The following is a 14,806-nucleotide window of genomic DNA, read 5'->3' on the forward strand; positions in this document are numbered from 1 at the left end:
GCATGCCTCGTCGGCGCGCGGCGCGCGAGGGCATGGCACGGGGAGGGCGGGGCGGGGGGCGGTGGGGGGCGGTGGCGGTGGCGGGGCAAGTGGGCCTACGGGGCCCCGGTTCAGCGGTGGTCGGCCGCGGCGAGGGCGGTGCGCAGCAGGGCGGCGGCCCGGGTGCTGTGCGGCGGCCGCATCAGCCCGTAGTGGTCGGTGGCGAGGTCGTGGCGGGTGAAGCCGGCCTCGGCCCGCCCGGCCCACCGGTCGGCGGCGTGCTCGCGGGCCCCGGTGGCGGTCTGGAGGAACAGGACCGGGCAGGGGGCGGCCGGCGGCTCGTACGCGGCGGCGGCGCGGATCCCCGTGCGGAAAACCGCGTAGTGCCGGGCGAGGTCCCGCGGGTCCAGTCCGGGCGCGAAGCCCTCGCGTTCCACCTGCTCGGCGAGGACGGCGAGCCGGGCCGTGGTGTCGGCGACGCTCCGCAGTGCGCTGCGCAGGGCCGCCACGCCCTCGTCGGAGGGGTCGAAGCCGGCGGAGCGGGCCAGGTCCTCGTGGAACCACTCCAGCAGGTCGCTCTCGTCCGCGGGGACGTGTGCGGGCTCCGGGTAGCCGGTGTCCAGCAGGGCGAGGGTCGCCACCTCCTGCCCGGCGGCCCGCAGCCGTACGGCCATCGCGTAGGCGAGGAGCCCGCCGAAGGACCAGCCGGCCAGGTGGTAGGGGCCCTCGGGGCGGATCCGGCGCAGGGCCTCCACGTGGGCGGCGGCCAGCTCTTCCACGCCGGCCCCGGACACCGGGTCGGGGGCGGTCAGCCCGGGCGCCGTCAGGCCGAACACCGGTCGGTCGGCGTCCAGTTCGGCGGCCAGGGTCCGGTAGCAGAAGACGTTGCCGCCGATCGGGTGGACGAGGAAGAGCGGGTCGAGCGTGCCCCCGGTCCGGATACGGACCACGGGGTCCGGTGCCGCCTCGGCGTGGCGGCCGCGCAGCAGGTCGGCCTGCCGGGCGACGGTCGGGTGTTCCATGACGGCCGAGACGCCGAGCCGTTCACCGAAGGCCTGGTTGATCCGGCCGATCAGGCGCAGCGCGTCGATGGAGTGCCCGCCGGACTCGAAGAAGTCGTCGTGGACGCCGACCGGGCCGGCGGCCAGGAGCCGCTCCCAGATCCCGGCGAGGCGGGATTCGAGTGCGTCGCGGGGCGGCGTCTGTTCGACGCCGCCGCGCAGGTCGGCGGGGTCCGGGTCGGGCAGGGCGGCCCGGTCCAGTTTGCCGTTGGCGGTGAGCGGGAGGGTGTCCAGGCACACCCAGGCGGACGGGACCATGTACTCGGGGAGCCGCTCGCGGGCGTGCCGGGCCAGTTCGCCCGGTTCGGGGGCGGGGGCCGGGGCGCCGTCGGGGCCGGTGGCGCCGGGGACGACGTAGGCGACGAGTCGTTCGCCGCGGGGCAGGACCGCGCAGTCGCGGACGCCGGGGTGTTCGGCGAGGACCGCTTCGATCTCCCCCGGCTCGACGCGGAAGCCGCGGATCTTGAGCTGGTGGTCGGTGCGGCCGGCGTACTCCAGGGCTCCGTCGGGGCGGTGCCGGGCCAGGTCGCCGGTCCGGTAGAGGCGGCGGGTGGCGCCGTCGGGGCCGGTGTGCTCGATGAAGCGCTCGGCCGTCAGTTCCGGTCGTCCGTGGTAGCCGTCGGCGAGGCCGATGCCTTCGAGGAAGAGTTCTCCGGTGACGCCGAGGGGGACCTCGGCGAGGCGCCGGTCGAGGACGTGGGTGCGCATGTTGGCGATGGGCCGGCCGATGGGCACGGTGTCGCCGCCGTCGGGCCGGCACTGCCAGTACGTGACGTCGACGGCCGCCTCGGTGGGCCCGTAGAGGTTGTGCAGTTCCACGCCGGGCAGCCGCTCGAAGAACCTGCGCTGCACCTCGTACGGGAGGGCCTCGCCGCTGCACACCACCCGGGTGAGGCCGGCCGCACCGGTCACGGCCGCGGGGTCGTCGAGGAAGACGCTGAGCATCGACGGGACGAAGTGCACGGTGGTGACGCCTTCGTCGTGGATCAGTCCGGCGAGGTAGCCGGGGTCGCGCTGGCCGCCGGGGCGGGCGAGGACCAGGGTGGCGCCGGTGAGCAGCGGCCAGAAGAGCTCCCACACGGAGACGTCGAAGGTGTAGGGCGTCTTGTGGAGCACCCGCTCCCCCGGTGTCAGGCCGTACTCGTCCTGCATCCACAGCAGCCGGTTGGCGATGGCGCGGTGGGAGACCACGACGCCCTTGGGCTTGCCGGTGGATCCCGAGGTGAAGATCATGTACGCCGGGTCGGCGGGCCCGGGGCCCGTGCCAATCGCAGAGTCCGTCGGGGCGCCCGTCGGGGCGTCCTGCGGCCGTACGACCGTGACCCCGGAGTCCGCCAGCCGGTCCGCCCACGCTCCGTCGGTGACCACCAGGCCGATGCCGGACTCGGCGAGCAGGGAGCGCACGCGCGGCGCCGGGTGCTCCGGGTCGAGCGGGACGTAGGCGGCGCCGGACTTGAGGACGGCGAGCAGGACGACGGGCAGGGCGAGGGAGCGTTCCATCAGCAGGCCGACGAAGGCACCGGGGCCGGCGCCCCGTTCGCGCAGGACCGCGCACAGCCGCTCGGCCTCGGTGTCGAGGGCGCGGTAGGTCAGTTCCGCGCCCTCGAAGCGGACGGCGGGGGCGTCGGGCGTCCGCTCGCACTGCTCGTCGATCAGCCGGGTCAGGACGTGCGGCCGCGGGTAGTGGACGGCGGTCCGGTTCCACTCGGCGTAGCGGCGGTGCTCGGCCTCCGGGAGGAGGTCGGCAGCCGTGCAGTCGCGGTCCGGGGCCTCGGACAGGTCGCGCAGGGCGGCCCGGTAGGAGGCGTGCGCGCTCTCCATCTGCTCCTCGGAGAACTGGGCGGCATCGAAGCGCAGGCCGAGTTCGAGCAGGGTGCCGTCGGGGCTGCGGGAGAACTCGGCGCCGAAGGCGAAGTCGGTGCCGGCCTCCCCGGTCTCCTCCAGCACGGTGAACGTGCCGTCGGCGGGCCCGTCCTGCTCCACGTGGAAGTGGGTGTAGTTGAAGAAGGTCTCGAAGAGCGGGCCGCCCCCGGACAGGCGCTGGATCTCGGCGAGCGGGAAGCGCCGGTACGCGTGCAGCTCGGCCTCCAGCTCGGCGACGTGTGCGACGAGGCCGCGCCAGGGCGTCCCGGTGACGTCGGCGCTCAGCGGCAGGGTGTTGAGGAAGGCGCCGACGACCTTGTCGCCGTCGGTCTCCTCGGCCCGCCCGTTGTGGACCACTCCGGTGGTGACCGCGTCGCCGCCGCCCAGCAGGGCCATGACCCGCAGGTGGGCGGCGAGCAGGACCGTGCGCAGCGGTACGCCGCACTCGGCGGCCAGGCTGGTCAGCCGGGCGTGCAGCCCCTGCGGGAGCGGCGCCAGGTACCAGGACATGCGGGCGGGTCCGCCGGTCGCCGCCGGGCGGGGCAGCCGGGTCGCGGGGGCGTCGGCGGCCTTGCCGGTCCAGAACGCGCGCTGCCCGGGGTCGGCCAGGGCGGCCCGTTCGAGGGCGACGAAGGAGGCGAACCGGGAGCGGGGGCCCGCGTCCGGCGAGGGGCCGTCCCCGGGGGTGCGGGCGGCGAGCGCCTCGGTGTAGCAGGAGGCCAGTTCGGTCAGGAGCGACCGTTCGCTCCAGCCGTCGAGGACCGCGTGGTGCTCGGCGACGAACAGGCGCAGCCGGGTGCCCGAGAGCCGCTGCACGTGGAAGCGGATGAGCGGGGGACGCTCCCACGCGAACGGCCGGTCGCGCTCGGCGGCGTAGCGGGCTGCGACGGCGGTGTCCTGCGCCTCGGGGTCGAGTCCGTGCAGGTCCTCGAAGGTGATCTCCGGGCGGGCGCCGCGGTGCACGAGCTGGAGGGGTTCGCTGAATCCGTGCGGGTCGAAGGAGGTGCGCAGCATCTCGTGCCGGGCCGCGAGGACCTCGACGGTGGTCCGCCAGGCGGCTTCGGAGAAGGGCGCTTCGACCAGGTAGGAGGCCACGTTGTGGTAGACGCGTCCGCCGGCCGACGGCAGGTCGCTGTGGTAGAGCATGCCGGCCTGGAGCCGGGTCATCGGGTAGGCGTCCTCCAGCCCCTCGGGCAGGGCGGCGCGGTCCTCGGGGGTGAGCAGCGCGAACGGCTCGTACGGGGCCGCGCCGCCGGGCGCCGCCTCCAGCCGGGTCACGGCGGGGGCGAGGGCGCGGGCCGACTGGCGGCGCATGAGGTCGGCGACGGTGAGGTCGAGGCCGCGTTCCCGGATCCGGGCGAGCACCTGGAGGGAGCGGATGGAGTCCCCGCCGAGGGCGAACCAGTTGTCGAGGGCGCCGACCCGTTCGTGTCCGAGGACCTGCGCGAAGACCTCGGTGAGCGCGGTCTCGACCGGCCCGTCGGGCGCCTCGTAGCCGGCCGTGGGGGTCCTGGCGGCCGAGCCGGGGGCGGGCAGGCGGCGGCGGTCGGTCTTGCCGTTGGCGGTCAGCGGGAAGGCGGGCAGGGTGACGAACGCGCCGGGGATCATGTAGCCGGGCAGCCGCCGCGCGAGGTGGGCGCGCAGCTCCTCCACGGTGGGACCGGCACCGTCCTCGGCCCCGGTCACGGCGAGGTAGCCGACGAGGACGTCGGTCCCCGCGGGATCGGGTGCGACGAGTGCGACCGCGGCGTCGACGAGGGGGTGGGCGGCCAGGGCCGCCTCGACCTCTCCGAGTTCTATCCGGAAGCCGCGCAGTTTGACCTGGTGGTCGATGCGGCCGAGGTACTCCAGGTCGCCGTCGGGCAGGGCGCGCGCCAGGTCGCCGGTGCGGTAGAGCCGCTCGCCGGCGGAGAGCCCGGTGGGGGCGTCGGCGACCGCGGAGCCGTCGGCGAGGGGGGTGGGGAAGCGCTCGGCGGTGAGTTCGGGCCGGCGCAGGTAGCCGCGGGCCAGGCCCGCGCCGGCGACGTACAACTCCCCGACGGCTCCGCGCGGGACGGTCCGGCCGCGCGCGTCGAGCAGGTGCAGGCGCAGGTCGGGGATGGGCACGCCGATGACGCTGCCGCGGCCCTCCTCGGCGTCGCGGGCGGTCAGCGGCCGGTAGGTGACGTGCACGGTGGTCTCGGTGATGCCGTACATGTTGACCAGGCGGGGTGCGGTGTCGCCGTGCCGGGCGAACCAGCCGGCGAGGGCTGCGACATCGAGGGCCTCCCCGCCGAAGACGACGTGGCGCAGGCTCAGTCCGGACCCGGCCGCCCCTGCCGCCCCGGCCGTGCGGTGGTGTTCCTCGTCGGCGCGGGCCAACTGGTAGAAGGCGGAGGGGGTCTGGTTGAGCACGGTGACGCGTTCCGCGCGCAGCAGCCGGTGGAACTCCTCGGGCGAGCGGCTCGTCCCGTACGGGACGACGACGAGGCGGCCGCCGTGGGCGAGGGCTCCCCAGAGCTCCCAGACGGAGAAGTCGAAGGCGATGGAGTGGAAGAGGGTCCACACGTCGTCGGGACCGAAGCCGAACCAGTGGTCGGTGGCGGAGAACAGCCGGGTGACGTTGGAGTGGGGCACGAGGGTGCCCTTGGGCAGGCCGGTGGAGCCGGAGGTGTAGATGACGTAGGCCAGGTGGTCCGGGGTCACGCCGGTCTCGGGGGCGGTGTCCGGCTGGGCGGCCAGCAGCGGGGCGTCGGCGAGCAGGTCGACGGTGTGCAGGGCGGCGGCGGGGGCGTGCGGGTCTTCGGCGTGCGGGTCGGTGGCGTGCGGGTCGGTGGCGGCAGGGGCGGTGGCGGGGGCGTCCCACAGGTGCCGGGTGGAGGTGGTGCCGACGACGTGCGCCAGGCGGGCGTCGCCGATGATGTGGCGCAGCCGCTCGGGCGGGTTGTCGGGGTCGAGCGGCAGGTAGGCGCCGCCGGCCTTGAGGATGCCGAGCAGAGCGACGACGAGGTCGGCGGAGCGGGGCAGGCACAGTCCGACGAGGGTGTCGGGCCCCACGCCGAGGGCGCGCAGCCGGTGGGCGAGCCGGTTGGCCCGGGTGTCGAGCTCGCGGTAGGTGAGGGACGTCCCCTCGTGGACGAGGGCGACGGAATCGGGGGTGCGGGCGGCGTGGGCCGCGAAGATCTCGTGGACGCAGCGGGGTCCGCCCGGGGCGTGCGGGAGGACGCCGTGGGGCGGGTGCGGAGCATCGCCGGGGAGCGGGGAGCCGATGCCGCCGCGCTCGTCGTCCGACAGCATCGCCAGGGCGTCCAGCGGTAGTTCGGGGTGGTCGGTGGCGGCGTCGAGAAGTCGGGCGAAGTGCCGGCCGAACTGCTCGATCGTGGCGGCCGCGAACAGGTCGGCGCGGTACTCCAGTCGGCAGCTCATCGCCCCGCCGGTGCGTACGACGTCGAAGGTGAGGTCGAACTTGGCGGTTCCGGCGGGCCCTTCGAGCATCCTGGCCCTCGGTCCGGGCAGGCCGTCGGTCATGCCGTCCTCGTCGTGCAGGCCGAACATGACGTGGAACAGGGGCGCGTCCTCGCCGGTGCGGCCCGGGGCGATCCGGTCGACGACCCGCTCGAAGGGCAGGTCCTGGTGGTCCTGGGCGTCGAGCACGGTGTCCCGTACGCGTTCCAGGTGGACCCGGAACGCGGGGTTCTCGGACAGGTCCGCGCGGATCACCAGCGTATTGACGAACAGGCCGACGGTGTCCTGGAACTCCTTGCGGTTGCGGCCCGCCACCGGCGTCCCGACCAGCACGTCGTCGGTACCCGTGTACCGGCCCAGCACGATCTGGAAGGCCGCCAGCATCAGCGTGTAGGGGGTGCTGTGCGTGTCGCGGCACAGGCGCTCCATCCGGGCGAGCACCGGGGCCGGCACGTCGAAGGAGTGCAGCGCCGCCGCGCCGCGGGCCGCTCCGGCGCCGGGGCGACCGTCCCGGGGCAGGGGTGCGTCAGGCAGTTCGCCGCTCAACTGCCGTTCCCAGTGGGCGAGCTGGCGCCCGGCAGCCTCGCCCCGGAGCCATTCCTCCTGCCATTCGGAGAAATCGGCGTACTGGTACTCCGGGCCCTCCTCGGCCGGTTCCGGCCGAGGACCGCCGGCGCACCGGGCGTAGGCGGAGAGGAGTTCACGGGCGAGGATCCCGACGGACCAGCCGTCGGCGACGATGTGGTGCATGGCGAGCGCGAGGACGGCCCCGTCGGGGGTGTGCAGCAGGGCCGCGCGGAAGAGCGGTCCGGCCTCCAGGTCGAAGGGCCGGTGGTGTTCGGCGGCCGTCCACTCCTCGACGTCCCGGTCCCCGGCCGCGGTGGCCGAGGACCAGGCGAGCGCGGCCCGGGTGTCGATGTGCTGCCACAGCTCGCCGTCCCGCAGGACGAAGCGGGTGCGCAGCGCCTCGTGCCGGTCGATCAGTTCCTGTGCGCAGCTGCGGAGCGCGGTCTCGTCCACGGGCCCTTCCAGGCCGTAGAAGACCGGCATGTGGTAGGTCGGCCGGCCCTCCTCCATCTGCTGGAGGAAGTACATGCGCTGCTGGGCTGCCGATGCGCGGAACGCGCTGAACGACGGCTCCGCAGGGCGTTCGATCGGAACGTGACTGGCCAAGACAACTCCCTCGACGCCGCACCGGTGCCTGGTACGCGGCGCATGCTCCGCTTGATTGCCCGCTCAGCCTAGGAACGGTGCGGATCGGGGTGAAGTCGCCTCTTCGCGGTCCCCGATTCACGTGACCGGGCCGTCGGTGCACGGGGCGGCGGACGGTCCGCCGACGGCCACGATCGGCCGACGACCCGGGGGAATACGGACGCAAGCCCGTGTTCCGGCGGCCTTCGGCGGTCCCGGGGCGCGACACTCCTACGGGTCCCGGAACGTCCCGGGACGCCGTCGGCGCGCCACCGCAACCGCAACCGCAATCACAACAGGAGATAACACCATGCCGTTCATCACCGTCGGCCGGGAGAACACCACCGACATCGACCTCTACTACGAGGACCACGGCACCGGACAGCCCGTGGTCCTCATCCACGGCTACCCCCTGGACGGGCACTCCTGGGAGAAGCAGGTCCCCGTCCTCCTCGACGCGGGCCACCGCGTCATCACTTACGACCGGCGGGGTTTCGGACAGTCCAGCCAGCCCACCACCGGCTACGACTACGACACCTTCGCCGCCGACCTGCACACCCTGATGGAGACCCTCGACCTCACGGACGCAGTCCTCGTCGGCTTCTCGATGGGCACCGGCGAGGTCGGGCGCTACCTCGGCACCCACGGGTCCGCGCGCGTCGCCAAGGCCGCGTTCCTGGCGGGCCTGGAGCCGTACCTCCTCAAGACCGACGACAACCCCACGGGTGTCGACGGCAGCGTCTTCGAGGGCATCCTCGCGGCCGTCACGAAGGACCGCTACGCCTACTTCACCGACTTCTACCAGGGCTTCTACAACCTCGACGAGAACCTCGGCACGCGCATCAGCGAGGAGGCCGTCCGGGCGAGCTGGGCCACCGCCGCCGGCGCCTCCGCGTACGCCTCCCGCGCCGCCGTCCTGACCTGGACCACGGACTTCCGCGGCGACATCCCCCGGATCGACGTCCCCACCCTGATCCTCCACGGCACCGAGGACCGCATCCTGCCCATCGGTGCCACCGCGGAGCCCTTCCACAAGGCCCTCCCCCACGCCGACTACGTCGTCCTCGAGGGCGCCCCGCACGGTCTCCTGTGGACGCACGCCGACGAGGTCAACAGCGCGCTCCTGGCCTTCCTGCGGAAGTAGCGCCGCCGCGGGTACCGGGGCGGTCCGTCGACGCAGGCGCGACCCTGATGCAACAAATTTGCTTTAAGCTGGTCGCATGAGCCGAAGAGCGATGGTCCGCCCCGGAGGCCGCAGCGCACGGGTCCAGCAGGCGGTCCACACCGCCGTGCGGGAGCTGCAGGCCGAGGTGGGGCGTCCGGAACTGACGATCCCGCTGGTCGCGGCGCGGGCCGGCGTCACCCCGTCGACGATCTACCGCCGCTGGGGCGACCTCCAGGAACTGCTGTCGGACGTCGCCGTCGAGCACCTGCGCCCGGAGGCTCCGCCGGAGGACCACGGCGATCTCGCGGCGGACCTGCGCGGCTGGGCCGAGCAGTTCCTGGAGGAGATGGCCTCGCCCACGGGGCGCGCCTACATCCGCGACGCCCTGCTGGGGGACCCGGACGGCGACAACGCGGGCCAGTGCTCGGCCTACGCGGCGGATCAGATCGCGATCGTGCTCGCCCGCGCCGAGGAGCGCGGCGAGGAGGCCCCGGACGTCGAGACGGTGCTCGACCGCGTCGTGGCTCCGATGATGTACCGCATCCTCTTCCGCCCCGGCGGCCTCACCGACGCGTACGCGCACGCTCTGGTGCGGGAGGCCGTACGGGGCTTCGGCACCCCCCGCTGACACCCCGCGCCGACACCCCGTACGACAGCCCGCGCCTGCGGTCGCGCTCAGCGGTCCTCCGGGAGGCCGGCGACGGGTTCGAGCCGGTAGCCGTCCCCCTCGACGATCACGCGACCCGCGGTCGGCGCGGGGAAGTGCGTCCCGAGGACCAGGGCGCCGGTTTCGGCGAGCCCGGCGAGCAGCGCCCGGCGGGTGGCCTCGGCCCGGACGGGGTCGATGTCGACGCAGCTGCCGATCTCCGGGTGCGCCAGCTGTACGGGGTGGTGGACCGCGTCCCCGGTGATGAGGGCCGCCGCGCCCGCGCCGCCCACCCCTACGGCGATCTGTCCGGGGGTGTGGCCCGGGGCGGGCAGCAGGCGCAGCCCGTCGGCCACGTCGACGCCGTCGGCCGGTACGTCCACCAGGTCGAGCAGGCCCGCCTCCTCGACCGGCACGACGGAATCGCGGAACATGCCGCTGCGCGCCTCGTCCATGTCGTACGCGGCCCAGAACTCGTGCTCCGCCCGCGAGGTGAGGTAGCGGGCGTTCGGGAAGGTCGGCACCCACGCACCGTCGACCTTCCGGGTGTTCCAGCCGACGTGGTCGGTGTGCAGGTGGGTGAGGATCACCAGGTCGACGTTCTCGGGGGTGAATCCGATGGCCGCGAGGCGTTCGAGGTAGTCGGTGCGGAGGTTGTGCCAGGCCGGGTTGGCCCTGGTCTTGCCGTTGCCGATCCCGGTGTCGACGATGACCCGCAGACCGTCCACGACCAGCGCGAAGCTGTGGCTGTCGAGGTGCAGGACGCCGTCCGGGCCGGCGTAGTCGGGTCGCAGCCAGGCGTGTTCGGCCACCACGTCCGGGGTGGCGGCGGGCAGCAGCCACGGTCCGGTCGCGGGCGGCAGGGGCATCTCGTCGATGCGGTGGACCGTGAGCCCGCCGACGGACCAGTGGGCGGGGGCGCCGGCCGGGGCCGGTTCGGTGAACTGGGCGGTGCGCATGTGCGTGTTCCTTCGTCTACGGGCGCCCACGGGCGTCCACGGCGGGCGACGAGCGACAAAAGCGATTCATTCGCTTTAAGCGACCGTAGGCCCTACCGTGGACTAACGCAAGCCGTTAGCTTTAAGGCGGCGATCATCGTCGCACCGCGCACCCTGAAGGAAGGCAGCACATGTCCGCCGCAGACCTCACCCCGCCCGAAGCCGCCCGCTGGGCCGCACGGTCCGGGCTTCCGCTCGCACCCGACCGCCACGCGGAAGTGGCGAGCACCGCCGGCCACATCCACGCCGCCGTATCGCTCCTGCGGGAACTGGACTTCGGCGATACACCGCCCGCCGCCGCGTACCGCGCGGGAGGGGAGCAGCACGATGCAGCCGTATGAGCTGACCGTGGCCGAAGCGGCCGAGGCCGTACGCACCCGCACGATCTCACCGGTCGAACTGGTGGAGTCGGCGCTGGAGCGCATCGCGCGGGTCGAACCGCGCCTGCAGGCCTTCACCGCCGTGACGGCGGACCGTGCGCGCGCGTCGGCCCGGGAGTTGGAGACCGAGCTCGCCGACGGCAGCCACCGCGGGCCGCTGCACGGGATACCCGCCGGGCTGAAGGACCTCATCGACGTGGCCGGGCTGGCCACCACGGCGAGCTCCCGGGTCCGTACGGGGCACCGGGCGCAGGCCGACAGCACCGTCGCCGCGCGGCTCGCCTCGGCCGGAACGGCCCTCGTGGGCAAGACCCACACCCACGAGTTCGCCTACGGCCTGACCACCCCTCAGACGGCCAACGCCTGGCATCCGGAGCGGGTGGCCGGCGGCTCCAGCGGCGGGTCGGCCGTCGCCGTCGCCGCCGGGGCGGCCGCCTTCGCGCTGGGAACCGACACCGGTGGATCGATCCGGGTGCCCGCCGCCCTCAACGGGATCGTCGGACTGAAACCGACGTACGGGCTGGTGCCCCGCCACGGGGTGACCTCACTGTCCTGGTCGCTCGACCACGTGGGCCCCCTCACCCGCACCGTGGAGGACGCGGCCCTGGTCCTGGCCGCCCTGGTCGGGCACGACCCCCGCGACCCGGCCTCCGTCACGGCCCCGGCGGCCGACTACCGGCCGGGCCCCGGCACGGATCTGACGGGACTGCGGGTCGGGGTGCCGGACAACTACTACTTCGACCACGTCGATCCCGAGGTCGAGGCCGCCGTCCGCCGGGCGATCGGCCGACTGGAGGAGCTCGGCGCCCGGCTCGTCGACGTCGAGATCCCGATGACGCGCTACATCCGGGCGGCCCAATGGGGCCTGATGGTGCCCGAGGCCACCGCCTACCACGAGCGGACCCTGCGGGCGGTGCCCGACCTGTACGGCACCGACGTCCGCGCCCTCCTGGAGGCGGGCGAGCTGATGACCGCGGGGGACTACCTGCGGGCCCAGCGCGCCCGCACCCTCATGCGCGGGGCCTGGCAGGAGATGATGGAGCCGGTCGACCTGATCGCCGCGCCGACCGTGCCGCTCACCGCCGTGGAGGCCGGACGGACGGACGTGACCTGGGGCGACGGCAGCGTGGAGAGCGTCCCGGAGGCGTACGTACGGCTGTCGGCCCCCGCCAACCTGACGGGCGTTCCCTCGCTGAGCGTCCCCGTCGGCCTGGACGCGGCGGGCCTGCCGATCGGCATGCAGCTCATGGGCAGGCCCTTCGGCGAGGCCACGCTGCTGCGCGCCGGACATGCCTACGAACGGACGGGCACCGCACTCGGTCCGCCCCCGGAACCGGCCGCGTAGCCGTGCGGGCGGGGGCGCCACGGCGCTGTCCGTGTGCCGAACCAGCCGCTTTCGCGGCGGAGTTCAGACAGTCACGGCGGCCGTGTCCGGTGTGTCCGGTGGGCGTCCAGGGGGCTATGTAATGTCACATCACATGATGCTCTTACGGCGCGCGGCATCGGCCGCAGCCCTTGTCGCCCTCGCCCTCCCCCTGACCGTCGCCCCGCCCGCGCACGCGGCCGACGGCCCGTCCGCCTGCCGCACCTCCCCGTCCGTGCCGCTCGACGCCGAACAGGCGCGGCTCGCCGACCCGCGCACCACCGCCCTCGTCGAGGGCGCCGGATTCGCGGACTTCGTACGGCGGTTCCCCGCCGCGCTGTGCGCGACCCGCGGCCGCGCGGAGGCCGACCGGCTGGTCGACGACTGGGGCGAGGCCCTCTGGCAGGCCTCCGTGCGGCGGGCCCAGGACCGGCGGCCCGGCGGCGCCCTCGCCGCCGGCGACGACCGCCCGCTGTACTGGGCGCGGCTCGGCATGACCACCGTACTCGCGCGCTGGCAGCCGGAGTTCACCGTCGACCGGGCCGCGCTCCGCGCCCGCTTCGAGGACGCCTCCCGCGGGCTCACCGACAACGCCTTCCGCGCCGCACCCGGCGTACGGCGCGTGTTCATCAGCGGGTTCGACCCCTTCGGGCTCGACGCCGAGATACGCCGCGCCAACCCCTCCGGGTCGGCCGCCCTCCAACTCAACGGACGGCACGTGACCCTCGCCGACGGCAGCCCCGCCGAGATCCGCGCCGTCGTCCTCCCCGTCCGCTACGCCGACTTCGACGCCGGCATCGTGGAGCGGGCGTTCGCCCCGCGCATGGCCGGCGGCCCGGCCCCGGCGGACATCATCACCAGCGTCAGCCAGGGCTACCCCGGCATCTTCACCCTGGAGGACTGGGCGGGGCGGGCGCGGTCCGCCGACCCGTACCCCGACAACGTACGCGCCCTCTCCGGCGGCACCCGGGAGCGGCCGGTGACCGCCCCGGGGCTCGGCCCGGGCCCGGAGTTCATCCGGACCACGCTCCCCGCCGACGCCGTGACCGGCGCCGTGCAGAGCCCGTACCCCGTCCTCCTCAACTCCGAAGTGACGGAGATCCCGGCGGGCGGCACGGCTCCCGTCGACCGGACCGACGGGCCGACGCCCGGCTCGCGGGCCGTGGCGGGCGGCGGGGGCGGCTACCTGTCCAACGAGGTGGCCTACCGCTCCAACCGGCTGCGCGCCGAACTCGCCCCGCAGCTGCCCGGCGGCCACCTCCACACGCCGGTGCTCACCGGCCTGCCGGCCGACCCGCAGCAGCTGACCGGCCCCGAGTTCGAACGCAACGAGAGCGCGATCACCGCCGAGGTCCGCGCAGTCCTCGAACACGCCGCCGTCCGGCGGTAGCGGCCGCCCCGCCTGCGGTGCGTGCACCTGCCATGGGGCAGGATGGCAGCCCGTTCCGGATGCGCACACGCGCCCGAACGGGGCTCCACGCACGACGAACTGACAGGTGACAAGGTGACGACACACCTCATACGACGGTCGGCAGCGTCCGCCGCCACTCCCTGGGGCCGGCGCCGCGGAAGGGCGGGTGTCCGTTGAACCGGGATCTCGTCCTGCACGACTGGCTGGTCGCCGGGATCGCGCTGGGGGCGGGCGCCGCGGCCGGCCTGCTGCTGCGCGCCCTCCTGCGGTGGCTGGGCCGGCACGCCGAGCGGACCCGGTGGCGGGGCGACGACATCATCGTCGACGCGCTGCGCACCATCGCCCCCGGGGCCGCCCTCATCGCGGGCGCCGCGGTGGCCGGGACCACCCTGCCGCTCACCGCGCGGGTCTCCGGCTTCGTGAACCAGTCCCTGACGGCGCTGCTCATCCTGATCGCCACGCTCAGCGCGGCGCGGGTCGTGGCGGGCCTGGTCCAGTCGGTGGCGGGAACACGCACCGGGGTGGCCGCCTCGGCGTCCATCTTCGTCAACATCACCCGGATCGTGGTCCTCGTGATGGGCGTGCTGGTGGCCCTGGAGACCCTCGGTGTGTCCATCGCGCCGCTGGTCACGGCCCTCGGAGTGGGTGGTCTGGCGGTGGCGCTGGCCCTCCAGGACACCCTCGCCAACCTCTTCGCCGGGGTGCACATCCTCGCCTCCAAGACCGTGCAGCCCGGTGACTACATCCGGCTGACCAGCGGCGAGGAGGGGTACGTCGTCGACATCAACTGGCGCAACACCGTGGTGCGCAACCTGTCGAACAACCTGGTCATCATCCCCAACGGGCGTCTGGCGCGCACGAACATGACCAACTTCACCCAGCCGGAGGCCAAGTTCTCGATCCTGGTCCAGGTGGGAGTGGGCTACGAGAGCGATCTGGAGCACGTCGAGCGGGTGACCCTCGATGTCGTCGACAGTGTGATGGCCGACATCAACGGGGCGGTCCCCGACCACGAAGCGGCCGTCCGCTTCCACACGTTCGCGGACTCCCGGATCAACTTCACGGTGATCCTGGGCGTCGGCGAGTTCAGCGACCAGTACCGGATCAAGCACGAGTTCATCAAGCGCCTGCACGAGCGGTTCCGTACGGAGGGCATCTCGATCCCCGCCCCGACCCGTACGGTCGCACTCCACCGCGACGACGCGCGGCAGCCGTCGCCCCCGCACGCACCGGTCCCGCACCAGCGCGAGGCGTCCTCGCTGCTCCCGGACGGCAGCGGCCGGTAGCCCCGTGCCGCCGCGGCCC

8 protein-coding genes are annotated in these 14,806 nt (G+C 74.1%); 6 read left to right on the forward strand and 2 right to left on the reverse strand.

All coding sequences use genetic code 11. The features are described from left to right. Positions 1–110: 110 nt before the first annotated feature. Entirely contained in the window at positions 111–7,520 is a 7,410-nt protein-coding gene (locus tag B6R96_RS05660) for an amino acid adenylation domain-containing protein (RefSeq protein WP_159396289.1), read from the reverse strand. Between the two features lie 328 nt (positions 7,521–7,848). Here B6R96_RS05660 and B6R96_RS05665 point away from each other — a divergent pair, with 328 nt between their 5' ends. Together B6R96_RS05665 and B6R96_RS05670 are read left to right on the forward strand one after the other, a co-directional pair. Next, entirely contained in the window at positions 7,849–8,682 is an 834-nt protein-coding gene (locus tag B6R96_RS05665) for an alpha/beta fold hydrolase (protein WP_053168686.1), read from the forward strand. Positions 8,683–8,758: 76 nt separating this feature from the next. After that, positions 8,759–9,331 (forward strand): TetR/AcrR family transcriptional regulator, encoded by a 573-nt coding sequence (locus B6R96_RS05670; RefSeq protein WP_081521818.1) that lies wholly within the window; start codon positions 8,759–8,761, stop codon positions 9,329–9,331. Positions 9,332–9,378: 47 nt separating this feature from the next. Here the strand turns inward: B6R96_RS05670 and B6R96_RS05675 are convergent, their stop codons facing one another. Beyond that, entirely contained in the window at positions 9,379–10,308 is a 930-nt protein-coding gene (locus B6R96_RS05675; RefSeq protein ID WP_081521819.1) for an MBL fold metallo-hydrolase, read from the reverse strand. A gap of 170 nt (positions 10,309–10,478) precedes the next feature. Between B6R96_RS05675 and B6R96_RS05680 the strand changes: the two genes are divergently transcribed. The 4 genes from B6R96_RS05680 (at position 10,479) to B6R96_RS05695 (ending at position 14,787) form a co-directional block, all read left to right on the forward strand. Then, positions 10,479–10,688, forward strand: a complete 210-nt coding sequence (locus tag B6R96_RS05680; RefSeq protein ID WP_081521820.1) for a hypothetical protein — start codon at positions 10,479–10,481, stop codon at positions 10,686–10,688. After that, positions 10,675–12,072, forward strand: coding sequence for an Asp-tRNA(Asn)/Glu-tRNA(Gln) amidotransferase GatCAB subunit A (locus B6R96_RS05685; protein WP_081521821.1), 1,398 nt, complete (start codon positions 10,675–10,677; stop codon positions 12,070–12,072). Before B6R96_RS05680 ends, B6R96_RS05685 begins: the two co-directional genes overlap by 14 nt. A 133-nt stretch (positions 12,073–12,205) precedes the next feature. Then, complete coding sequence (locus B6R96_RS05690) at positions 12,206–13,480, forward strand: hypothetical protein (RefSeq protein WP_081521822.1); 1,275 nt, start codon at positions 12,206–12,208, stop codon at positions 13,478–13,480. A gap of 194 nt (positions 13,481–13,674) precedes the next feature. Continuing rightward, the gene (locus B6R96_RS05695) at positions 13,675–14,787 is read left to right on the forward strand and encodes a mechanosensitive ion channel family protein (RefSeq protein ID WP_107475471.1); all 1,113 of its coding nucleotides are present in this window, start codon (positions 13,675–13,677) and stop codon (positions 14,785–14,787) included. Positions 14,788–14,806 lie beyond the last annotated feature (19 nt).

The sequence above is a fragment of the Streptomyces sp. Sge12 genome, from assembly GCF_002080455.1.
Classification (GTDB): domain Bacteria; phylum Actinomycetota; class Actinomycetes; order Streptomycetales; family Streptomycetaceae; genus Streptomyces.

What these genes read in the sequence shown, in the direction of transcription:
- B6R96_RS05665 (WP_053168686.1), top strand. Translation starts at nt 7,849, where the DNA reads ATGCCGTTCATCACCGTCGGCCGGGAGAACACCACCGACATCGACCTC.
- B6R96_RS05670 (WP_081521818.1), top strand. Translation starts at nt 8,759, where the DNA reads ATGAGCCGAAGAGCGATGGTCCGCCCCGGAGGCCGCAGCGCACGGGTC.
- B6R96_RS05675 (WP_081521819.1), bottom strand. Translation starts at nt 10,308, where the DNA reads ATGCGCACCGCCCAGTTCACCGAACCGGCCCCGGCCGGCGCCCCCGCC.
- B6R96_RS05680 (WP_081521820.1), top strand. Translation starts at nt 10,479, where the DNA reads ATGTCCGCCGCAGACCTCACCCCGCCCGAAGCCGCCCGCTGGGCCGCA.
- B6R96_RS05685 (WP_081521821.1), top strand. Translation starts at nt 10,675, where the DNA reads ATGCAGCCGTATGAGCTGACCGTGGCCGAAGCGGCCGAGGCCGTACGC.
- B6R96_RS05690 (WP_081521822.1), top strand. Translation starts at nt 12,206, where the DNA reads ATGATGCTCTTACGGCGCGCGGCATCGGCCGCAGCCCTTGTCGCCCTC.